This is a genomic window from Mesorhizobium sp. M1004 (assembly GCF_040318795.1).
Classification (GTDB): domain Bacteria; phylum Pseudomonadota; class Alphaproteobacteria; order Rhizobiales; family Rhizobiaceae; genus Mesorhizobium.
In genome coordinates this window covers 1-22,807 of record NZ_JAMYNB010000031.1, presented here as the reverse complement: position 1 = coordinate 22,807, position 22,807 = coordinate 1, and the positions used below count along the sequence as shown (strand labels likewise).

At 62.0% G+C, this 22,807-nt stretch carries 20 protein-coding genes and 1 tRNA gene; 19 read left to right on the top strand and 2 right to left on the bottom strand.

Annotation, left to right across the window (positions count from 1 at the left end; all coding sequences use genetic code 11):
• From NKH54_RS31990 to NKH54_RS31920, 15 genes are all read left to right on the top strand, one after another.
• Nucleotides 1–102: EF-Tu C-terminal domain-related protein (locus NKH54_RS31990; protein WP_152536282.1), on the top strand; the 102-nt coding region annotated here is incomplete at its 5' end.
• A gap of 147 nt (nucleotides 103–249) precedes the next feature.
• Entirely contained in the window at nucleotides 250–1,875 is a 1,626-nt protein-coding gene (locus NKH54_RS31985; protein WP_502907588.1) for a COG3904 family protein, read from the top strand.
• A 198-nt stretch (nucleotides 1,876–2,073) separates the two neighbouring features.
• Nucleotides 2,074–2,556 (top strand): group II truncated hemoglobin, encoded by a 483-nt coding sequence (locus NKH54_RS31980; protein WP_023743052.1) that lies wholly within the window; start codon nucleotides 2,074–2,076, stop codon nucleotides 2,554–2,556.
• Nucleotides 2,557–2,716: 160 nt separating this feature from the next.
• A tRNA-Trp gene (locus NKH54_RS31975) sits at nucleotides 2,717–2,792 on the top strand.
• Between the two features lie 413 nt (nucleotides 2,793–3,205).
• The gene (locus NKH54_RS31970; protein WP_353029693.1) at nucleotides 3,206–3,670 is read left to right on the top strand and encodes an Hsp20 family protein; all 465 of its coding nucleotides are present in this window, start codon (nucleotides 3,206–3,208) and stop codon (nucleotides 3,668–3,670) included.
• A gap of 73 nt (nucleotides 3,671–3,743) precedes the next feature.
• On the top strand, nucleotides 3,744–4,211 hold the full coding sequence (locus tag NKH54_RS31965) for a hypothetical protein (RefSeq protein WP_353029691.1): 468 nt from the start codon (nucleotides 3,744–3,746) through the stop codon (nucleotides 4,209–4,211).
• A gap of 490 nt (nucleotides 4,212–4,701) precedes the next feature.
• The gene (secE, locus tag NKH54_RS31960; protein WP_023667439.1) at nucleotides 4,702–4,905 is read left to right on the top strand and encodes a preprotein translocase subunit SecE; all 204 of its coding nucleotides are present in this window, start codon (nucleotides 4,702–4,704) and stop codon (nucleotides 4,903–4,905) included.
• Nucleotides 4,906–4,932: 27 nt separating this feature from the next.
• Nucleotides 4,933–5,460, top strand: a complete 528-nt coding sequence (gene nusG / locus NKH54_RS31955; protein WP_006333333.1) for a transcription termination/antitermination protein NusG — start codon at nucleotides 4,933–4,935, stop codon at nucleotides 5,458–5,460.
• 172 nt (nucleotides 5,461–5,632) lie between these two features.
• Nucleotides 5,633–6,061 carry a 50S ribosomal protein L11 gene (rplK, locus tag NKH54_RS31950; RefSeq protein ID WP_006333334.1) on the top strand — a complete coding sequence of 143 codons (429 nt, stop codon included), beginning with the start codon at nucleotides 5,633–5,635 and terminating at the stop codon, nucleotides 6,059–6,061.
• Between the two features lie 4 nt (nucleotides 6,062–6,065).
• Entirely contained in the window at nucleotides 6,066–6,764 is a 699-nt protein-coding gene (gene rplA / locus NKH54_RS31945; RefSeq protein WP_023667438.1) for a 50S ribosomal protein L1, read from the top strand.
• 375 nt (nucleotides 6,765–7,139) lie between these two features.
• Entirely contained in the window at nucleotides 7,140–7,658 is a 519-nt protein-coding gene (rplJ, locus tag NKH54_RS31940) for a 50S ribosomal protein L10 (RefSeq protein ID WP_023667437.1), read from the top strand.
• Between the two features lie 54 nt (nucleotides 7,659–7,712).
• Nucleotides 7,713–8,090, top strand: a complete 378-nt coding sequence (gene rplL / locus NKH54_RS31935; RefSeq protein ID WP_023667436.1) for a 50S ribosomal protein L7/L12 — start codon at nucleotides 7,713–7,715, stop codon at nucleotides 8,088–8,090.
• Nucleotides 8,091–8,338: 248 nt separating this feature from the next.
• Nucleotides 8,339–12,475 (top strand): DNA-directed RNA polymerase subunit beta, encoded by a 4,137-nt coding sequence (gene rpoB / locus NKH54_RS31930; protein ID WP_023686024.1) that lies wholly within the window; start codon nucleotides 8,339–8,341, stop codon nucleotides 12,473–12,475.
• A gap of 147 nt (nucleotides 12,476–12,622) precedes the next feature.
• The gene (gene rpoC / locus NKH54_RS31925; RefSeq protein WP_023667434.1) at nucleotides 12,623–16,819 is read left to right on the top strand and encodes a DNA-directed RNA polymerase subunit beta'; all 4,197 of its coding nucleotides are present in this window, start codon (nucleotides 12,623–12,625) and stop codon (nucleotides 16,817–16,819) included.
• Between the two features lie 79 nt (nucleotides 16,820–16,898).
• Nucleotides 16,899–17,564, top strand: coding sequence for an O-methyltransferase (locus tag NKH54_RS31920; protein ID WP_023702453.1), 666 nt, complete (start codon nucleotides 16,899–16,901; stop codon nucleotides 17,562–17,564).
• A 46-nt stretch (nucleotides 17,565–17,610) separates the two neighbouring features.
• Here the strand turns inward: NKH54_RS31920 and NKH54_RS31915 are convergent, their stop codons facing one another.
• Both NKH54_RS31915 and NKH54_RS31910 read right to left on the bottom strand, forming a co-directional pair.
• On the bottom strand, nucleotides 17,611–18,546 hold the full coding sequence (locus NKH54_RS31915; protein ID WP_353029690.1) for a Gfo/Idh/MocA family protein: 936 nt from the start codon (nucleotides 18,544–18,546) through the stop codon (nucleotides 17,611–17,613).
• A gap of 105 nt (nucleotides 18,547–18,651) precedes the next feature.
• Entirely contained in the window at nucleotides 18,652–18,933 is a 282-nt protein-coding gene (locus NKH54_RS31910; protein WP_023694876.1) for a hypothetical protein, read from the bottom strand.
• A gap of 495 nt (nucleotides 18,934–19,428) precedes the next feature.
• Between NKH54_RS31910 and rpsL the strand changes: the two genes are divergently transcribed.
• From rpsL to NKH54_RS31890, 4 genes are all read left to right on the top strand, one after another.
• Nucleotides 19,429–19,800, top strand: a complete 372-nt coding sequence (gene rpsL, locus NKH54_RS31905; RefSeq protein ID WP_006333356.1) for a 30S ribosomal protein S12 — start codon at nucleotides 19,429–19,431, stop codon at nucleotides 19,798–19,800.
• 76 nt (nucleotides 19,801–19,876) lie between these two features.
• Complete coding sequence (gene rpsG / locus NKH54_RS31900) at nucleotides 19,877–20,347, top strand: 30S ribosomal protein S7 (protein WP_008875664.1); 471 nt, start codon at nucleotides 19,877–19,879, stop codon at nucleotides 20,345–20,347.
• Nucleotides 20,348–20,377: 30 nt separating this feature from the next.
• Nucleotides 20,378–22,468, top strand: coding sequence for an elongation factor G (fusA, locus tag NKH54_RS31895; protein WP_023667430.1), 2,091 nt, complete (start codon nucleotides 20,378–20,380; stop codon nucleotides 22,466–22,468).
• 65 nt (nucleotides 22,469–22,533) lie between these two features.
• Nucleotides 22,534–22,807: GTP-binding protein (locus NKH54_RS31890; RefSeq protein ID WP_353029689.1), on the top strand; the 274-nt coding region annotated here is incomplete at its 3' end.

Below are 22,807 nucleotides of genomic sequence, written 5' to 3'. Positions count from 1 at the left end.
GAGCTGATCGTGCCGATCGCCATGGAAGAGAAGCTGCGCTTCGCCATCCGTGAAGGCGGCCGTACCGTCGGTGCCGGCATCGTCGTCACCATCAAAGAGTAATCGAGCCCGGCATCGCCGGATCGAAACGGATAGGGGCGGCCCTCGGGCCGCCCTTTTTCGTTGGCCAGATGTGCCTGTTTGGGGTCCCAATCTCTGTTGCAAGTCTGTGAGCCTCTACAGTATAGATTGCGTTGAGGGCTTGGTCGGATGGTTCCACAGCACCGTTTGCATAGTCGGCCATGGTTGGCACTGGGGCTGATCTGCCTGGTGTCGATGCTTGCCGTGGGCAGTGCCGCCTTTGCGGCCGAGACAAAAAATTCAGAGCCGGATCCGGATCCGCCGATGCGGTTCGTCGTCGTGCGCAGCGACGCGGCGGGCTGTGAGCCGACCTGTCCGGAATGGATATCGGCCGAGGGTGCGATATCGGCCAAGTCGCCGGCGCTGCTCAAGGCTGCCCTGAAAACGCTCGGCGGCCGCAAATTGCCGATCGTCATCAACTCTCCGGGCGGCGATGTCGATGCGGCCATCGCCATGGGCCGGATGATACGCAAGAACAAGCTCGACATCGCGGTCGGCAGGACCTGGTTCGTCGGCTGCGAGCCGGGGATGAAAAACTGCAGGGAGAACGACGCCAGAGGCGCGCACTATATCGGCAGCCCCTATGTGCTCGGCAGCTATTGCGCGTCCGCTTGTCCAATGATGCTGGCCGGCGGCACCAGGCGCCTGGTCGGGCCGCTGGCCTATCTCGGCGTCCACCAGATCACGACCACGATCGTGCAGATGAACGTGCAATATCAGGTCCGCTACCGGATCGTGAAAGGCAAGAAGCGGGTCATCAGCAAGAAGGTCGTCAGCCGCAAGAACACCGGCAGCTACAAGACCTACGAGATGAGCAAGGGGGTGGAGCGCAAGCTGTCCGCCTATTTCAAGGAGATGGGTGTCGACCTCAGCATCATCGAGACAATGAAGAGCACGCCGGCCAGCGACATCCAGCAGATCGACCTCAGCGACATGCTGACAATGAAGCTGGTCACCAGCGACGACGCTGCAGATTTGCTGACCAGCGCAAGCCTGTGCAGGCTGGACCTTCCGGCTCCGAATTGCCGGGAAATACCGGCGAACAAGCCAGCCGGCGGCCTGCCGGACGTGGCAAAGGCTGCGCCGCTGCCGGTGAAGCCGGAGAGCGCGCCGGGCATGCGCTTTGTCGTGGTTCGCGGCAGCAACCCGCTCTGCAATCCCGACTGCCCGGAATGGATTGCAGCGCAAGGCGCGATTACGCCCCAGACGCCGCAGAAACTCAGCCAATTGCTCGCCACGCTTGGCAACCGGCGGCTGCCGGTGGTGATCAGCTCGCGAGGCGGCGACCTCTCCGGCGCCCTGGCGGCGGGCCGGATCATCCATGAAAAGAAGCTCGACGTTGGCGTTGCCCGCACCGATTTCGTCGGCTGCGACCCGGCAGAGTGGAATTGCCTGGCCAAGGACGGCGCCTATGCCGGGCTGAGCGTCGATGGCGACGGCGACTGCGATTCGGCCTGCGCGCTCATGCTGGCCGGTGGCGCCAGGCGGCTTGTCGGTTCCCAGGCGCGGCTCAGCCTCTATCTGATGGGGCAGAAGCAGGCGGTCAAATCCTACCTCGACGAGATGGCGATCAGCCCCGCTTTGTTCCGGGCGCTCCAGGGCAGTTCGGTCGAGCGTCAGCTCGAACCCGACATGATGCTGAAGGTCGGCCTGACGACCGAGCGCCAGTCGGTGGATGCGCTGACGGGGTCCAGCATCTGCAAATCGGCGCCGAAACCTGAGAATTGCCGCGTGGTGCCGTCGTCCAATGGCTGATCGTGCCTATCCTCATGGAAGCGAAAGGGGTCGGATGGGCGTGCTGGAGCCGAGGAAGGCGACGCCGGCAAGCGACATCACGCCGAATCGCCCCGCCAAATTGTAGGGCGGCGGGTTCACACTCGCCGTCGAGGCAGGTTGAGCAGGGTGCGATTTCCGCTATCTTCGTGCCGGCGCCGGGCTGGCGGAGGATCGACAATGAGCCAGGACATCCCGACACTCTACGAATGGGCCGGCGGCATCGAAGCCCTCAACCGGCTGACGGAAACCTTTTACGACAAGGTGTCGCGCGACCCGGTGGTCGGCCCGGTGTTCAAACACATGTCGCCGGATCATCCCGCGCATGTCGCGGCCTTCATCGGCGAAGTTTTTGGCGGACCCAAGACCTACAGCGAACAGCATGGCGGCCATCGCGAGATGGTCATGCATCACTTGGGCAAGCATCTGACGGAGGAACAGCGCCGCCGCTGGATCAGCCTGCTTGCCGATGCCGCCGATGCGGTCGGGTTGCCGGACGATCCCGAATTCCGTTCCGCCTTCATGGGCTATGTCGAATGGGGCTCACGGCTTGCCAGGATGAATTCCACCCTCGGCGAGACCTGCGACCCGCAGACCGAACCGATGCCGGCCTGGGGCTGGGGCGTGCCGGGCGGGCCGTACAAGCCGCCGGCCGGGGGCTGAGCGCCGGCATGCGGCTTCAGGCAGGCGAAAAATCGACATAGGCAGGGACGGGCTGGTCATCACCTATCCGGATTTCCGGCAAAGGATCTGAAAGCGCGTCAGACAACTCTTTACAGCGCGCCCGGAAGCTTTTAGGAAGCGCCTGCGCTGAAACGCGCGTACGGGCATAGCTCAGTTGGTAGAGCGGCGGTCTCCAAAACCGCAGGTCGTAGGTTCGAGCCCTGCTGCCCGTGCCATTTTCCTCGTTGGAATCCGGCATTTTAGAAGCGCCTTGTTTTGGCTCCTCGTTTGGTTGGGCTGAAGCCGCGTACTCGACAAGCCCATCCGACGTTCCGAAGGCATGCGCAGAGCGAGAGCGCTGATGCGCAATGCCGAAGTCGGCGTATTTCCACGAACCGATTTCCTTGATTCAACTGCCATCGGCGAGCCAATTGCCATTTGCGTTCACAATTCAGAATAGGCCTGTTTTGCTGCCGCCGGCTGCTTTTCAGCGGCTGCGAATTATTGGAAGCGGGATGCTGGACAGGGGCTCTTGAACCCGTTTTCGGCCCTTCCTAATTCGTTTCCCGCCGAGGCCGATTGGCTTGGCAAAAGGCGGCGCTGCTGGGCGGCGTCCTTGTACCCATGTTGCTTCAAGGAGGATGTGGCTATGAGAACCTTTGATACCCTCTATCGGACCACCGTCGGTTTCGACCGGCTTTTCGACATGCTCGACAGCGGCACGCGTCCAGACTGGCCGCCCTATAACATCGAGAAGGTCGACGAGAACGATTACCGTATCTCGATGGCCATCGCAGGCTTCAGCCAGGATGAGGTTGAGCTGACCCAGCATGGACCCGAACTGGTCGTGGTAGGCCAGAAGGCTGATGATCAGAGCGGACGCCAGCTGCTGCACCAGGGCATCGCCTACCGCAGTTTCAGGCAGACGTTCAAGCTTGCCGACCACATGAAGATCAAGGCAGCCAAACTGGAGAATGGCCTTCTCTCGATCGACATCGTCCGTGAGATTCCCGAAGAGCTGAAGCCGCGCCGCATTAGCATCGGGGCCGGCGACGCCCAGGTGGGCGGCAAGCAGATCGCCCAGGATACGGAACGCACCCGCAAAGCGGCCTGATCGTATCGATTCAGTTATCCCTGCGGTCCGCCTCCCGGCTTCGGCCGGGAGGCCCAGATTGCGGAGAATGGAGATGGACAACTTCTACGAGACACCGACACTTTCTGCGGCACGCTCGGGCAAAATTGAAGCTTCTTTGTGCCTGCTCGACAATCCAGACAACGTCATCAACCATCCACGCCTCAGTCGTGGAGAAAAGCGGGCACTGCTTTCCTCGTGGGCGTCCGATGCCTGCGCGGTGGAAAACCAGCCTGCCTTGCGCCGCCTGGACAACGGCACGGTAATCCCTGTCGACCAGATTCTGAGGGCGTTGAAGGCTCTGGATGAGAAACCCACGCTGGGGAAAGAGACTTCAGGCCGGGTGCTGCCTTGGCGACCCTCCTCGCGCCGCAGCGTTCTCAAAGCTTGGCGGCATAGTGGCCGTTCTTTCGGCCCCGACGATGACGACGACCCGCCCCCGTGCCCGGCAGTGATCGCGCCGCGCCCACGCCCACCACGCGGAATCGGCGCAGTGGCCGGGGTCGAACTCGCCTGCGCCTGAGCTAACCTTGGGTTGATCCAGCTGCCTCGGCATGGGCAGCTGGATTCCAATCTTGCGTGCGCTTCATTTGGTTTCCAAAACAGCAGGTCGCAGGTTCGACCTCAACGCCATTTCCTCGAACTTGTAATCACGTGCCTGATCTTCCGGATGCATCCTCCGGAATGGGGTCCGGCATTGAAAAACGGCAGGTGGCTTGCCATATTGGGCGAACTGAGGCATAAGGCCCCGATAGCCGGGACGGGACGACTGGATGGTTCCGAGGCGGCGTTTGGTCATAAAGCGGACACTTGCCACTTGCGTGGATCAAGAATCGGTTTTATGTAGACACAACAGACACGCGACGCGTGGAGCTGGGAAGCCGGCTTTACGCGTCCGATTTGCATGGGCGAAATGGCGCTGATTCGGCGCCGACTTGAACCCAGGCGGCACGTCCCGGCCAGCGGGATCATCCAGGAGACCCGGCCAACGGGTCTTGAAGACAGAGCGGCATATGGCTTCGAAAACCACAAATCCTTTCGTCTTTCTCCAGCAGGTCCGCGCGGAGACGGCCAAGGTGACTTGGCCGTCTCGCCGGGAGACGATGATCTCGACGGTGATGGTGCTCGTATTCGCGGTCATCGCGATGATCTTTTTCTTCACCGCCGACGTGGCCATGGGCTACGCGATCGAGCGGTTACTGAGCCTCGGCCATTAAGTCCGGCGATTACGGAGAAGTCTTGAAATGACCGCGCGCTGGTACATCGTCCACGCCTATTCGAACTTCGAAAAGAAGGTCGCCGAGGACATTGAGAACAAGGCCAAGCAGAAGGGCCTGTCCGCCGATATCGAGCAGATCGTGGTGCCGACCGAGAAGGTCGTCGAAATCCGCCGCGGCCGCAAGGTCGATGCCGAGCGCAAGTTCTTTCCGGGCTATGTGCTGCTCAAGGCCAATCTGACCGATGCGGTGTTCTCGCTGGTCAAGAACACGCCGAAGGTCACCGGCTTCCTCGGTGACTCCAAGCCGGTGCCGATCACCGAAGCCGAGGCGCAGCGCATCCTGAACCAGGTTCAGGAAGGCGTCGAGCGGCCGAAGCCCTCGGTCACTTTCGAGATCGGCGAGGCGATCCGCGTTTCGGATGGTCCGTTCGCCTCGTTCAACGGTTTCGTCCAGGAAGTGGACGAGGAGCGGGCGCGGCTCAAGGTGGAAGTTTCGATCTTCGGGCGCGCCGTGCCGGTCGATCTGGAATTCGGACAGGTCGAAAAGGGCTGATCCGAAAACCCTGCGCCGGTTCGCCGGCAAGGGGAGGCGGCGCGGAAAGCGCGCGGCCATGAACGGGTGGGAGGCGAATGCGGCTTTAGCCGGCCGCGCGGACCGCACCACCAGACTGCAACCGCCGGTGTTCCCGATACTGGGGCCGGCATGAGATAAAGGCAGGAAAGAGATGGCTAAGAAAATTGCAGGCCAGCTCAAGCTCCAGGTCAAAGCGGGATCGGCTACGCCGTCTCCGCCGATCGGCCCGGCACTTGGTCAGCGCGGCATCAACATCATGGAATTCTGCAAGGCGTTCAACGCGCAGACCCAGGAAATGGAAAAGGGATCGCCGATCCCGGTCGTCATCACCTATTACCAGGACAAGTCCTTCACCTTCGTCATGAAGACGCCGCCGGTGAGCTACTTCCTGAAAAAGGCGGCGAACTTGACTTCGGGTTCGAAAGAGCCGGGCAAGATCAAGGCCGGCACGATCGGTCGCGACAAGGTGCGCGCCATTGCCGAACAGAAGATGAAGGATCTGAACGCAAACGACGTCGAGGCGGCCATGCGCATGGTCGAGGGCTCCGCCCGCTCGATGGGTCTGGAAGTGGTGGGCTGAGATCATGGCAAAGATTGCAAAGCGTGTATCGAAGTCCCGCGACGGCATCGACCCCAACAAGGCCTATGCCCTTGGTGAGGCGCTGAAGCTGCTCAAGGACCGTTCGACGGTGAAGTTCGACGAGACCATCGAAGTTGCGATGAACCTCGGCGTCGACCCGCGCCATGCCGACCAGATGGTCCGCGGCGTGGTCAACCTGCCGAACGGCACCGGCCGCTCTGTCCGCGTCGCCGTGTTCGCACGTGGCGGCAAGGCCGATGAGGCTCGCGCCGCCGGCGCCGACATCGTCGGTGCCGAGGATCTGGTCGACATCGTCCAGAAGGGCACGATCGACTTCGATCGCTGCATCGCCACGCCGGACATGATGCCGCTGGTCGGCCGTCTGGGCAAGGTGCTCGGCCCGCGCGGCATGATGCCGAACCCGAAGGTCGGCACCGTCACCACCGACGTCGCCGCCGCCGTCAAGGCATCGAAGGGCGGCGCTGTCGAGTTCCGCGTCGAGAAGGCCGGCATCGTTCATGCCGGCGTCGGCAAGGTCTCGTTCGACGTCAAGGCGCTGGAAGAAAACGTCCGCGCCTTCGCCGATGCCGTGACCAAGGCAAAGCCGGCTGGCGCCAAGGGCAACTACGTCAAGAAGGTGTCGGTCACCTCGACGATGGGCCCGGGCCTCAAGCTCGACGTCTCGACGCTCGCAGCGTCTTGATACGAACATCTGGATCGGCTGCCAAGGCGCTGATCCGCAAGTGAATTCCGGGCCTCCGACTTTGTCGGCGGCCCGGTACCGGAAGTCGAGAGGCTTCCGGACATCCTGTCCGAGATTGCAGGCGGCCCAGAAGCCTTAATTGAATTGGGCCTGCATGAGACGGGTGAAAACCGGACAACGGAGCGACAAGCTCCAATGAAAGGTTCGAACCGTGTTTGCCTTTTGTCTGCGCATCTCCGGCTTGCCGTCGATGTGGCGAAAGGGGGCAGGATCCTCGAGCGTCGTTCGGGAGATCTGTAATGGATGGCCCGGCCGGCAAAAAGGCAACCCGACGCCTGTCCCACTAGCGGGGCAGGGGTCAACTGGAGATAGGCAGTGGACAGAGCGGAAAAACGCGAACTCGTCACGGGCCTGAACGGTGCTTTTGCAGGCGCTGGTTCAGTCGTCGTGGCCCACTACGCCGGTATCACCGTCGCGCAAATGAACGACCTTCGGTCGAAAATGCGCGCTGCCGGTGGCACCGTCAAAGTCGCGAAGAACCGTCTCGCCAAAATCGCTCTTCAGGGCACGGACTCCGCATCGATCATCGACCTGTTCAAGGGACAGACGCTGATCGCTTATTCGGAGGATCCGATTGCGGCGCCGAAGGTCGCGTCCGATTTCGCCAAGGGAAATGACAAGTTGGTCATTCTCGGCGGCGCAATGGGCACCACCTCGCTCAACGCCGACGGTGTGAAGGCACTCGCCACACTTCCGTCGCTCGATGAGCTGCGCGCCAGGCTGGTTGGCATGATCGCCACGCCGGCAACCCGGATCGCCCAGATCGTCAATGCGCCAGCGGCTTCGGTCGCGCGCGTCATCGGCGCTTACGCCCGGAAGGACGAGGCGGCATGAGGCCGTTCCTCGCTATCACAAACACACGTTCGAACCTGATGAAGGAATACAACAATGGCTGATCTGGCAAAGATCGTAGACGACCTTTCGAAGCTGACCGTCCTCGAGGCGGCCGAGTTGTCGAAGCTTCTGGAAGAAAAGTGGGGCGTTTCGGCTGCTGCTCCGGTGGCGGTTGCCGCTGCCGGCGGCGCTGCCGCTGCTGCTGCTCCGGCTGAGGAAAAGACGGAATTCGACGTCGTCCTCACCGAGGCAGGCGCTCAGAAGATCAACGTCATCAAGGAAGTCCGCGCCATCACCGGCCTGGGCCTCAAGGAAGCCAAGGATCTGGTCGAAGCAGCTCCGAAGCCGGTCAAGGAAGCCGTTTCCAAGGCTGACGCTGAGAAGTTCAAGGCCCAGCTGGAAGCAGCCGGCGCCAAGGTCGACCTGAAGTAAGCGTAAAAGCGGCGGGCGGCCTCGCGCCGTCCGCCACTCCCTTCATCAGAGGGGAGGATGCGTAGCGCGAGATGTACGAGAACCTCTTTCCTGAGGGCCGAAACCGGCCTTCAGGAAACGGGTTTTCTCCCGTTTTAGCCGTCGCCGCCAGGCGGCGGGAAACAGATCAGGGGCCGCCGCCGAGGTGGCCGCGCATGCAAGGTGAGCCGCGGCGAGGCTCGCCCCGAGTTTATAGCTAAGGAGCGACGATGGCCCAGACCCAGACTTTCAATGGCCGCAGACGCGTACGCAAGTTCTTCGGAAAGATTCCGGAAGTTGCGGAGATGCCGAACCTGATCGAGGTTCAAAAAGCATCCTATGACCAGTTCCTGATGGTGGCGGAGCCCAAGGGTGGGCGTCCGGACGAGGGGCTGCAGGCCGTTTTCAAGTCGGTTTTCCCGATCTCCGATTTCTCCGGCTCCTCGATGCTGGAGTTCGTGAAGTACGAGTTCGAAGGACCGAAATTCGACGTTGACGAATGCCGTCAGCGCGACCTGACCTATGCCGCGCCACTCAAAGTGACGCTGCGCCTCATCGTGTTCGATATCGACGAGGATACCGGCGCAAAGTCGATCAAGGACATCAAGGAGCAGGACGTCTATATGGGCGACATGCCGCTCATGACGCTCAACGGCACCTTCATCGTCAATGGCACGGAGCGCGTCATCGTCTCGCAGATGCACCGTTCGCCGGGCGTCTTCTTCGACCATGACAAGGGCAAGTCGCACTCCTCGGGCAAGCTTTTGTTTGCGGCGCGCGTCATTCCCTATCGCGGTTCGTGGCTCGACATCGAGTTCGATTCCAAGGACGTCGTGCACGCCCGCATCGACCGCCGCCGCAAGATTCCGGTGACGTCGCTCTTGATGGCGCTCGGCATGGACGGCGAAGAAATCCTGTCGACCTTCTACAACAAGATCACCTACAAGCGCGCCGGTGACCACTGGCGCATCCCGTTCAACGTCGAGCGTTTCCGCGGCCTGAAGGCCGTTGGCGACCTCGTCGATGCCGATACCGGCGAAGTTGTCGTCGAGGCCGGCAAGAAGATCACCGCCCGCCAGGCAAGAGCACTTGGCGAAAAGGGTCTGAAGGCGATCAAGGCGACCGACGAGGATCTGCTCGGCAATTACCTGGCCGAGGACATCGTCAACTACGGCACCGGAGAGATTTTCCTCGAAGCCGGCGACGAGATCGACGAAAAGACGCTGAAGGTGCTGCTCGGCACGGGCGAAAGCGAGATCAAGGTTCTCGACATCGACCACGTCAATGTCGGCGCCTACATCCGCAATACGCTCAACGTCGACAAGAACGAGAGCCGCCAGGACGCACTGTTCGACATCTACCGTGTCATGCGCCCGGGCGAGCCGCCGACGCTTGAAACCGCCGAAGCCATGTTCAACTCGCTGTTCTTCGACTCGGAGCGCTACGACCTGTCGGCCGTCGGCCGCGTCAAGATGAACATGCGCCTCGAGCTCAAGGCTGAGGATACCGTGCGCGTGCTGCGCAAGGACGACATCCTGGCCGTGGTCAAGACGCTGGTCGAGCTGCGCGACGGCAAGGGCGAGATCGACGACATCGACAATCTCGGCAACCGCCGCGTGCGTTCTGTCGGCGAGCTGATGGAGAACCAATACCGCGTCGGCCTGCTGCGCATGGAGCGCGCGATCAAGGAACGTATGTCCTCGATCGAGATCGATACGGTGATGCCGCAGGACCTGATCAACGCCAAGCCGGCGGCTGCCGCCGTGCGCGAGTTCTTCGGTTCCTCGCAGCTGTCGCAGTTCATGGATCAGACCAACCCGCTGTCGGAGATCACCCACAAGCGCCGCCTGTCGGCACTTGGCCCGGGCGGTCTGACCCGCGAGCGCGCCGGCTTCGAAGTGCGCGACGTGCACCCGACGCATTACGGCCGCATCTGCCCGATCGAGACGCCGGAAGGCCCGAACATCGGTCTGATCAACTCGCTGGCGACCTTCGCGCGCGTCAACAAGTACGGCTTCATCGAAAGCCCGTACCGCAAGATCGTCAATGGCAAGCTGACCAATGAGGTCGTCTATCTCTCCGCTATGGAAGAGTCCAAGCACCACGTTGCGCAGGCCAATGCCGAGCTCGACAAGAATGGTGGTTTCGTCGACGAATTCGTCATTTGCCGCAGCGCCGGCGAAGTGATGATGGCGCCGCGCGAAAACGTCGATCTGATGGACGTGTCGCCCAAGCAGATGGTGTCCGTGGCCGCGGCGCTGATCCCGTTCCTCGAGAACGACGACGCCAACCGCGCGCTGATGGGCTCCAACATGCAGCGTCAGGCCGTGCCGCTGGTGCGCGCCGAAGCGCCGTTCGTCGGCACCGGCATGGAGCCGATCGTTGCCCGTGACTCGGGTGCCGCCATCGGCGCCCGCCGCGGCGGCATCGTCGACCAGGTGGACGCGACGCGTATCGTCATCCGCGCCACGGAAGATCTCGATCCCGGCAAGTCGGGCGTCGACATCTACCGGCTGATGAAGTTCCAGCGTTCGAACCAGAACACCTGCATCAACCAGCGTCCGCTGGTGCGCATGGGCGACCGCGTCAACAAGGGCGACATCATCGCCGACGGTCCGTCGACCGAGCTCGGCGATCTGGCGCTCGGCCGCAACGTGCTGGTCGCGTTCATGCCGTGGAACGGCTACAACTACGAGGACTCGATCCTGCTCTCCGAGCGTATCGTGGCCGACGACGTCTTCACCTCGATCCACATCGAGGAATTCGAGGTCATGGCCCGCGACACCAAGCTTGGACCGGAGGAAATCACGCGCGACATTCCGAATGTTTCGGAAGAAGCGCTGAAGAACCTCGACGAAGCCGGCATCGTCTATATCGGCGCGGAAGTGCAGCCGGGCGACATCCTGGTCGGCAAGATCACGCCGAAGGGCGAAAGCCCGATGACGCCGGAAGAAAAGCTCCTGCGCGCCATCTTCGGTGAAAAGGCGTCGGACGTTCGCGACACCTCGATGCGCATGCCTCCGGGCACCTTCGGCACCGTCGTCGAAGTGCGCGTGTTCAACCGCCACGGCGTCGAGAAGGACGAGCGCGCCATGGCGATCGAACGCGAGGAGATCGAACGCCTCGCCAAGGACCGCGACGACGAGCAGGCGATCCTCGACCGCAACGTCTATTCGCGCCTTTCCGACGTTCTCGTCGGCAAGGAAGCCATTGCCGGGCCGAAGGGCTTCAAGAAGGGCTCGAAGCTGTCGAAGGACACGCTGGACGAGTATCCGCGTTCGCAGTGGTGGCAGTTTGCGGTGGAGAACGAAAAGCTCCAGAGCGAACTGGAAGCCCTGCGTGGCCAGTACGACGATTCCAAGAAGGCGCTCGAACAGCGCTTCATGGACAAGGTCGAGAAGGTCCAGCGCGGCGACGAAATGCCTCCGGGCGTCATGAAGATGGTCAAGGTCTTCGTGGCCGTGAAGCGCAAGATGCAGCCGGGCGACAAGATGGCCGGACGTCACGGCAACAAGGGTGTCGTGTCGCGGATCGTTCCGGTCGAGGACATGCCTTTCCTCGAGGACGGCACGCATGCCGATATCGTGCTCAACCCGCTGGGTGTGCCGAGCCGCATGAATGTCGGCCAGATCCTGGAAACGCATCTGGGCTGGGCATGCGCGGGCATGGGCAAGAAGATCGGCGAGCTGATCGACGCGTACAAGACGGCTGGAGACATCAAGCCGTTGCGCAAGACGCTCGAGAGCTTCATCCCAGCCAACGACCGCAACGAGCCGGTCCGCGAATATGACGACGAGAGCATCGTTCGCCTCAGCGAGCAGATGCGCCGCGGCGTCTCTATCGCGACACCGGTGTTCGACGGCGCGCATGAAGTCGACATCAACATCATGCTGGAGCAGGCGGGCCTGCACACCAGCGGTCAGTCGCAGCTCTATGACGGACGCACAGGCGAGCCGTTCGATCGCAAGGTGACGATGGGCTATATCTATATGCTCAAGCTTCACCACCTGGTGGACGACAAGATCCACGCGCGTTCGATCGGTCCGTACTCGCTCGTTACCCAGCAGCCGCTGGGCGGCAAGGCGCAGTTCGGTGGCCAGCGCTTCGGCGAAATGGAGGTCTGGGCGCTGGAAGCCTATGGCGCCGCCTACACGCTGCAGGAAATGCTGACGGTGAAGTCGGACGATGTCGCCGGCCGCACCAAGGTCTACGAGGCGATCGTGCGCGGCGACGACACGTTCGAGGCCGGCATTCCCGAGAGCTTCAACGTGCTCGTCAAGGAAATGCGGTCTCTCGGCCTCAATGTCGAGCTGGAGAACACCAAGCTCGACGACAACCCTGTCCGGCTGCCAGATGCTGCCGAATAGGGGCGCGGCCGAGTAAGCAAGACATCCGGTCGCGGAACGCCGCGACCGGATGCAACAAATTCTACGGCCAGTGGGCCGACCACTCAGCGGGCATTTGGCCCGCGTTAGATGCAAGGGGTTTTCGAGGACCCCGAAAAGGAGAACGGCATGAACCAAGAGGTCATGAATCTCTTCAATCCGCAGGCGCCGGCGCAGGTGTTCGATTCCATCCGGATATCGCTCGCCAGCCCTGAGAAGATTCTGTCCTGGTCGTTCGGCGAGATCAAGAAGCCGGAGACCATCAACTACCGCACCTTCAAGCCGGAGCGTGACGGTCTGTTCTGCGCGCGCATTTTTGGCCCGATCAAGGACTATGAATGCCTGTGCGGCAAGTACAAGCGCATGAAGTACAAGGGCGTCATCTGCGAAAAGTGCGGCGTCGAAGTCACGCTGTCGCGCGTTCGCCGCGAGCGCATGGGCCACATCGAGCTGGCGGCACCTGTCGCTCACATCTGGTTCCTGAAGTCGCTGCCGTCGCGCATCGGCACGCTGCTCGACATGACCCTGAAGGACATCGAGCGCGTCCTCTACTTCGAGAACTACATCGTCACCGAGCCTGGCCTAACCGCGCTGAAGGAGCACCAGCTGCTCAGCGAGGAAGAGTACATGATCGCCGTCGACGAGTATGGCGAGGATTCGTTCACCGCCATGATCGGCGCCGAGGCCATTCATGACCTTCTGGCCGGCATGGACCTGGAGAAGATCGCCGGCGATCTGCGTTCGGAACTGGCTTCGACCACGTCCGAGCTGAAGCAGAAGAAGTATCTGAAGCGGCTCAAGGTCGTCGAGAACTTCATGGAGTCCGGCAACCGTCCGGAATGGATGATCATGAAGGTGGTTCCGGTGATCCCACCGGACCTGCGCCCGCTGGTTCCTCTGGATGGTGGACGTTTCGCGACGTCCGACCTGAACGATCTCTATCGCCGCGTCATCAACCGCAACAACCGTCTGAAGCGGCTGATCGAGCTGCGCGCCCCCGGCATCATCGTGCGCAATGAAAAGCGCATGCTGCAGGAAGCCGTCGATGCGCTGTTCGACAACGGCCGTCGCGGCCGCGTCATCACCGGCGCCAACAAGCGTCCGCTGAAGTCGCTGTCCGACATGTTGAAGGGCAAGCAGGGCCGGTTCCGCCAGAATCTGCTCGGCAAGCGCGTCGACTATTCGGGCCGTTCGGTCATCGTCACCGGTCCGGAGCTCAAGCTGCACCAGTGCGGCCTGCCGAAGAAGATGGCGCTCGAACTGTTCAAGCCGTTCATCTACGCCCGCCTCGACGCCAAGGGGTTCTCCTCGACCGTCAAGCAGGCCAAGAAGCTGGTCGAGAAGGAGCGTCCGGAAGTCTGGGATATCCTCGACGAGGTCATCCGCGAGCATCCGGTGCTCTTGAACCGTGCACCGACGCTGCACCGCCTCGGCATCCAGGCGTTCGAGCCGATCCTGATCGAAGGCAAGGCGATCCAGCTGCATCCGTTGGTCTGCACGGCCTTCAACGCCGACTTCGACGGCGACCAGATGGCCGTTCACGTGCCGCTGTCGTTGGAAGCGCAGCTTGAAGCCCGCGTGCTGATGATGTCGACCAACAACATCCTGCACCCGGCTTCCGGCGCGCCGATCATCGTGCCTTCGCAGGACATGGTCCTGGGTCTCTACTATCTCTCGATCGTCAATCAGAACGAGCCGGGCGAAGGCATGGTGTTTGCCGACATGGGCGAACTCCAGCATGCGCTCGAGACCAAGGCGGTGACGCTGCACTCCAAGATCAAGGGTCGTTTCCGCACGGTCGACGCCGAAGGCAAGGTCGTGTCGAAAATCTACGACACCACGCCTGGCCGCATGATCATCGGCGAGCTGCTGCCGAAGAACGTCAACGTGCCTTACGAGACCGCCAACCAGGAGATGACCAAGAAGAACATCTCCAAGATGATCGACACCGTCTACCGCCACTGCGGTCAGAAGGAGACGGTCATTTTCTGCGACCGCATCATGGCCCTCGGCTTCAGCCACGCCTGCCGCGCCGGCATTTCGTTCGGCAAGGACGACATGCTGATCCCGGACGCCAAGATCAAGCTGGTTTCCGACACCGAGGCTTTGGCCAAGGAATACGAGCAGCAGTACAATGACGGCCTGATCACGCAGGGCGAGAAGTACAACAAGGTCGTCGACGCCTGGGCCAAGTGCTCGGAGAAGGTCGCCGACGAGATGATGGCCCGCATCAAGGCCGTCGAGTTCGAGGACAGTGGCCGTCAAAAGCCGATGAACTCGATCTACATGATGTCGCATTCGGGTGCGCGTGGTTCGCCCACCCAGATGCGTCAGCTCGCCGGCATGCGCGGCCTGATGGCAAAGCCCTCGGGTGAAATCATCGAGACGCCGATCATCTCGAACTTCAAGGAAGGCCTGACCGTGCTCGAGTACTTCAACTCGACCCACGGCGCCCGCAAGGGTCTGGCCGACACCGCCTTGAAGACGGCGAACTCGGGCTACCTCACCCGTCGTCTGGTCGACGTGGCGCAGGACTGCATCGTCAACTCCGTGGATTGCGGCACCGACAAGGGCCTCACCATGCAGCCGATCGTCGATGCCGGTCAGGTCGTCGCTTCGGTCGGCCAGCGCGTGCTGGGCCGCACCTCGCTCGACGACATCACGCATCCGGTTTCGGGTGAGGTTCTGGTCAAGGCCGGAACGCTGATGGACGAACGTGACGTGGAAAAGATCGAAAAGGCCGGCGTGCAGTCGGTCCGCATTCGCTCGGCACTGACCTGCGAGGTCAGGATCGGCGTCTGTGCGGTCTGCTACGGACGCGATCTTGCCCGCGGCACCCCGGTCAACCAGGGCGAAGCCGTCGGCGTTATCGCGGCGCAGTCGATCGGCGAGCCGGGGACCCAGCTCACCATGCGTACCTTCCACATGGGCGGTACGGCGCAGGTGGTGGACAGCTCGTTCCTTGAAGCCTCGTATGAGGGCAAGGTCGAGATCCGCAACCGCAACGTGGTGCGCAACTCGGACGGCCAGCAGATGGTCATGGGCCGCAACATGGCGGTGCTGATCCTCGACGAAGCCGGCAAGGAGCGTGCCTCGCATCGCCTTACCTATGGTTCGCGCATCTTCGTGGACGATGGCGACAAGGTGAAGCGCGGCCAGCGTATCGCCGAATGGGATCCCTATACCCGCCCCGTCCTCACCGAAATCGAGGGCAAGGTGTCGTACGAGGATCTGGTCGACGGCATTTCCGTTCAGGAAACGGCCGACGAATCGACCGGCATCACCAAGCGCGAGGTTATCGACTGGCGCTCGACGCCACGCGGCAACGACCTCAAGCCGGCGATCGCCATCCTTGACCCGAAGGGCAAGGTCGGCAAGCTGTCGAAGGGCGGCGACGCCCGCTTCCTGCTCTCGGTCGAGGCCATTCTTTCGGTCGAGCCGGGTTCGCAGGTTCGTCCCGGCGACGTTTTGGCGCGTATCCCGATGGAAAGCGCCAAGACCAAGGACATCACCGGCGGTCTGCCGCGTGTTGCCGAACTGTTCGAGGCACGTCGTCCGAAGGATCACGCCATCATCGCCGAGATCGATGGCACGATCCGCTTCGGCCGCGACTACAAGAACAAGCGCCGCATCATCATCGAGCCGCATGACTCGACGCTTGAGCCGGTCGAATACCTGATCCCGAAGGGCAAGCCGTTCCATCTCCAGGACGGCGACGTCATCGAGAAGGGCGACTACATCCTCGACGGCAATCCGGCGCCGCACGACATCCTGGCGATCAAGGGCGTGGAAGCACTTGCTTCCTACCTCGTGAACGAAATCCAGGAAGTCTACCGTCTGCAGGGCGTGTCGATCAATGACAAGCACATCGAGGTGATCGTTCGCCAGATGCTGCAGAAGGTCGAGATCACGGTGCAGGGCGACTCGACCTACATTCCGGGCGACCACGTCGACGTGATCGAACTGGAAGAGGTCAACGAGCGCCTGGTCGAGGACGGCAAGAAGCCGGCCGAAGGCCAGCCGGTGCTGCTGGGCATCACCAAGGCCTCGCTGCAGACGCCGTCCTTCATCTCGGCCGCCTCCTTCCAGGAGACGACCAGGGTGCTGACCGAAGCTGCGGTTGCCGGCAAGACCGACATGCTGCAGGGCCTGAAGGAAAACGTCATCGTCGGCCGGCTGATCCCGGCCGGTACCGGCGGCACGATGAGCCAGATCCGGCGCATCGCCACCTCGCGCGACGAACTGATCATCGACGAGCGCCGCAAGGCCTCCGGTGTCGAGGTCGCTGAGCCGATGCTGACCGACATGGTCAACGCCGCGCAGTAAGCGCGGTAGGACGAGAAGAAGGAAGGGGGCCCCAGTGGCCCCTTTTCGCGTTTTGACCCCCAATCGAATCGAGGAAAACATGAGCAAGAAGGTTTGGACTGACGTCGACGACTACATCGTTTCCTCTCTCTTCGAGGCAGATCCCATCCTCGAAGCGGTGCTTGCGGCCAACCGCGACCAGGGCCTGCCGGCCATCGACGTATCGCCGGCGCAGGGCAAGCTGCTGTCGCTGCTGGTCCGCATCAGCGGCGCCAGGAAGGTGCTGGAGATCGGCACGCTTGGCGGCTACTCGACCATCTGGATGGCAAGGGGATTGCCCGTCGGCGGCAAGATCGTGACGCTCGAACTCGAGCCGCATCATGCAAAAGTCGCGCACTCGAATCTCGAGCGGGCAGGGGTGTCGGACAAGGTCGAGCTCAGGATCGGCCCCGCGCTTCAGTCGCTTGAGACGCTGGTTGCCGAAAATGCCGCTCCGTTCGATCTGATCTTCATCGACGCCGACAAGCCGAACAATCCGAATTATCTGTCATGGGCCATGCGCCTGTCGCGGCCGGGGACGGTCATCATCTGCGACAACGTCATCCGCGACGGCACCGTGCTCAACGACGATGGCCGTGACGCGTATGTCGAAGGCGCACGCGGTGCGTTTTCCTTCATCGGCGGCGACAATGGCCTGGACGGCACCGCCATCCAGACCGTCGGCGCCAAAGGCTATGACGGGTTTGCGATTGCGATCGTCGAGTAAGGCTGCATGGTGAGTGTCCGGACTGCGGTCCGGCAGAACTCATCGCTCAATCGAAGAACGCTTCCACCACATTGCGCTTGCCGAGCATGAACGCGTCGGCGACGTGCTGCAGGGGTGCCAAATCGACATCGGAGACGCCGTCGCGTACGACTTCGGCGAAGCGCCGGTAAAGCTGGGGGTATTCGGCCTCCGGCTCGTCGTGAACCAACTTGCCGTCGATGGCAAGCTTGGTGCCGCCGCCGGACAGCACCATCTTGCCCTTGTCGGTGTCCGCCCGGATGTCCCAGCTCTGTGGTCCCGTCTGCAGCCAGTCGAGCTCCATGGTCACCGGCAACCCATCCGAGGTGCGGAAGGTCACGTGGGCCGCCACAGGCGAGGCGCGGTTTTCCGGGAAGTCGAGGACGGCCGAGGTGATGAACATCGCCGGCAGGATGTGGGTTGCGATCGACAGTGCGTTTATGCCGGGATCGAAGACGCCGAAACCGCCCGGCGCCCAGATCCAATCCTGGTTCGGATGCCAGCGGCGGACATCTTCCTTCCAGACGATGGCGGCCGAGTTGACCTTGGCCGACGCCAGGAAGGCACGCGCGGCTTCCACCGCCGGCGCGTAGCGCGAATGCCAGCTGGCGAACAGTGAGACGCCACTGGCTGCCGCCAGCCGCTTCAGGTCCTCGACCTCGCTGACGGTGGCGCCCGGCGGCTTCTCCAGGAAAACATGCTTCTTCGCCATCAGCGCGGTGCGTGCCGCGTCGTAGCGGAACTGCGGCGGCATGCACAGCGAGACGGCCTCGAGGTCGGGCACCGCGTCGAGCATCGCCTCAATGGTCGGAAAATTCGGGATGCCGTCCACCTTGCCGTACCGGCTGGCAGCGGCGATGAGGCGGTAGTCCGCATCCTTGGCCACTGCCGGCAGATGCTGGTCGCGCACGATCTTGCCGACGCCGACGATGCCGAGCTTGATGGGACCATTGTTCGAGGGCATGGGGACTCCGCGGATTCGAATTTGGCTTGTTAAGTCGCTTGGTTCTTAGCAGAGAACCGGTGCCGGGAAAGCCGGCGCGGTACAGGCGCAAGCAGCCTGTGACGCTCAGAGCGGCACGTCAAACGTGACGATCGACACCTCACCTTCGAGGGCACCCTGAAAGGCTGACAGATGCGGCTCCTCGTCGGGTTCGCCGTCCATATCGCCGATCTGGTCGAGCTCGACTTCGGCATAGCCTTCGGCCGCAAGCGATTCGAGCACCCGGCGCACGGCCGAATCGTCGTCGGGCGCAACCAGCATCACATGGACGCCTTCCGGCTTGCCGCCCTTCTTTTTCCAGACCCGGCCGGTGACGATGGTGACCGGGCGTTCCTCATTGTCGTTCACGGGCTGATTCCTCTTGAGGCGGGGGCGGGCGAGGGGTTTTGGGCTGTCCATGGCGCCTTTTGCCATGAAGAACCCGCGCATGACAGCCAAAAGCCGGTCACTTTCTTGTCTGCCCGGGTCACTTTCTTCCTCTGCCTTGCAAAACGAAGAAAGAAAATTACATGCGTTTTTCGCATGGCTGCCAAGCCGTCGTCAGCGCGCAATATTTGGCGTGCCGGGGTTGACGGTTCACGGTCTTGCGAGTAGAAGCCGCCCAGTCAGAACCGATGTGAGGCTCTCCCTTCCGAAGCGACACGCTTTGGAGTTTGCCTCAAACAGGGTTCGTTTTACGAGCGAAAAGACATTTCCGGCGCGCATGAAGCGGTTCCCGCTTCCTCTGCATTTTGTTCGGGCAGGACCGCGAGGCGCGGTTTATGGCCCGAATTTGCGTATGGAATTGGCGCTTTGAGCGGCCCTGACCGGGCGAGACACGGAATTGAGAGACAAGAGGGTTTAATGCCTACCGTCAACCAGCTGATCCGCAAGCCGCGCATTGCGCCGGTGAAGCGCAACAAGGTCCCGGCCATGCAGCAGAACCCGCAGAAGCGGGGCGTCTGCACGCGCGTCTATACAACGACGCCGAAGAAGCCGAACTCGGCACTGCGCAAGGTGGCCAAGATCCGCCTGACCAACGGCTTTGAAGTGATCGGCTACATCCCCGGCGAAGGCCACAACCTTCAGGAACACTCCGTGGTCATGATCCGCGGCGGCCGCGTCAAGGATCTTCCGGGCGTGCGCTACCACATCATCCGCGGCGTGCTCGACACGCAGGGCGTGAAGAACCGCAAGCAGCGCCGTTCGAAGTACGGCGCCAAGCGTCCGAAGTAAGGGGCGTCCGAAGTAAGATTTTCCGGCCCTGGCGCTGCTTGAATGCGTCGGGCTACGAGATTGAGAGACAAAAGCCATGTCGCGTCGTCACAGTGCAGAAAAGCGTGAGATCAATCCGGACCCGAAGTTCGGCGATCTGATCGTTACCAAGTTCATGAACGCCGTTATGTATGACGGCAAGAAGTCGGTTGCCGAGACCATCGTCTACGGTGCGCTCGACCAGGTTCAGTCGAAGACCAAGCAGGAGCCGGTCACCGTCTTCCATCAGGCGCTCGACAATGTCGCGCCGCATGTGGAAGTCCGGTCGCGCCGCGTCGGCGGCGCTACCTACCAGGTTCCGGTCGATGTGCGCCCCGAGCGCCGTCAGGCCCTGGCGATCCGCTGGCTGATCGCCGCGGCCCGCAACCGCAACGAGACCACCATGGTCGACCGCCTCTCCGGCGAGCTGATGGACGCGGCCAATAACCGCGGCACCGCCGTGAAGAAGCGTGAAGACACCCACAAGATGGCAGAAGCCAACCGCGCTTTCGCACACTACCGCTGGTAAAGCGCGAACGAGACTGAGAAGGCATCCAAGATGGCCCGCGAATATAAAATCGAAGACTACCGCAATTTCGGTATCATGGCGCATATTGACGCCGGCAAGACGACGACCACCGAGCGCGTCCTCTATTACACGGGCAAGTCGCACAAGATCGGCGAAGTCCACGACGGCGCTGCCACCATGGATTGGATGGAGCAGGAGCAGGAACGCGGCATCACGATCACGTCCGCCGCCACCACGACCTTCTGGAAGGGTCGCAGCGGCAAGATGTACCGCTTCAACATCATCGACACTCCCGGACACGTCGACTTCACCATCGAAGTCGAGCGTTCGCTGCGCGTGCTCGACGGCGCCATTGCGCTGCTCGATGCCAATGCCGGTGTCGAGCCGCAGACCGAGACTGTCTGGCGCCAGGCCGACAAGTATAAAGTTCCGCGCATGATCTTCTGCAACAAGATGGACAAGATCGGCGCCGACTTCTACCGCTCGGTCGAGATGATCGGCTCGCGTCTTGGTGCGCATGCCGTCGTCATGCAGCTGCCGATCGGCGCCGAGACCGAGTTCAAGGGTGTCGTCGATCTCGTCGAGATGAACGCGCTGGTCTGGCGCGACGAGACGTTGGGCGCTGCCTGGGACGTCGTCGAGATCCCTGCCGACCTTCAGGCCCGGGCCGAAGAATACCGCGAGAAGATGATCGAAGCCGCCGTCGAAATGGACGAGACGGCCCTCGAGAATTACCTCGAAGGCAAGATGCCGTCGAATGACGAGATCCGCGCGCTGATCCGCAAGGGCACCATCGCGGTCAAGTTCTACCCGATGTTCTGTGGCTCGGCCTTCAAGAACAAGGGCGTGCAGCCGCTGCTCGACGCCGTCGTCGAATACCTGCCGTCGCCGGCCGATGTTCCCGCCATCAAGGGCGTCGACGCCAAGACCGATGCCGAGATCGAGCGTCATGCCGACGACAACGAGCCGCTGTCGATGCTGGCCTTCAAGATTATGAACGACCCGTTCGTCGGTTCGCTGACCTTTGCCCGCATCTATTCGGGCAAACTGACCAAGGGCATCTCGGTCGATAACACCGTCAAGGGCAAGAAAGAGCGCATCGGCCGCATGCTGCAGATGCATGCGAATTCGCGCGCCGACGTCGAAGAAGCCTTTGCCGGCGACATCGTTGCTCTGGCCGGCCTCAAGGACACGACCACCGGCGATACGCTCAGCGATCCGCTGCACCCGGTCATCCTCGAGCGCATGGAATTCCCGGATCCGGTCATCCAGATCGCCATCGAGCCGAAGACCAAGAACGACCAGGAAAAGATGGGCCTCGCCCTTCACCGCCTGGCCGCCGAGGATCCGTCATTCCGCGTCAAGACCGACGAGGAAAGCGGCCAGACCATCATTTCGGGCATGGGCGAACTTCACCTCGACATCATCGTCGACCGCATGCGTCGCGAGTTCAAGGTTGAGGCCAATGTCGGCGCGCCGCAGGTGGCTTACCGCGAGACCATCACCCGCAGGCACGAGCAGGACTACACCCACAAGAAGCAGACCGGCGGTACCGGTCAGTTCGCTCGCGTCAAGATCGTGTTCGAACCGAACCCGGAAAGCTCGGAGTTCGAGTTCGAGACCAAGATCGTCGGCGGTGCGGTTCCCAAGGAATACATCCCGGGTGTCGAAAAGGGCATCAACAGTGTCATGTCGTCGGGTCCGTTCGCGGGCTTCCCGATGATCGGCGTCAAGGCGACGCTTATCGACGGCGCTTACCACGATGTGGACTCCAGCGTCCTGGCGTTCGAAATCGCCGGCCGCGCCTGCTTCCGTGAAGCCGCACCCAAGCTTGGCGTGCAGCTGCTCGAGCCGATCATGAAGGTCGAAGTCGTGACCCCGGAAGACTACGTCGGCAGCGTCATCGGCGACCTGAACGGCCGTCGTGGCCAGATCCAGGGCCAGGAAGCTCGCGGCGTGGCTGTCGTCATTAACGCGATGGTGCCGCTGGCCAACATGTTCAAGTACGTCGACAACCTGCGCTCGATGAGCCAGGGCCGCGCGGCCTACACGATGCAGTTCGATCACTATGAGCCTGTGCCGACCGCGGTCGCCCAGGAAGTCCAGAAGAAATACGCGTAACCTGAACGGGTTGCATCGGTAACTTAATTCAAGGCCCGTACGGGCGAGCAGATTGGAGACATCACATGGCAAAAGGTAAATTCGAGCGTAACAAGCCTCATGTGAACATTGGCACGATTGGCCATGTCGATCATGGCAAGACGTCGCTGACGGCGGCGATCACGAAGTATTTTGGCGAATACAAGCGCTACGACCAGATCGATGCGGCGCCCGAAGAGAAGGCCCGCGGCATCACGATTTCGACGGCGCACGTCGAATACGAGACGGCAGCGCGCCATTATGCCCATGTCGACTGCCCCGGCCACGCCGACTATGTGAAGAACATGATCACGGGCGCTG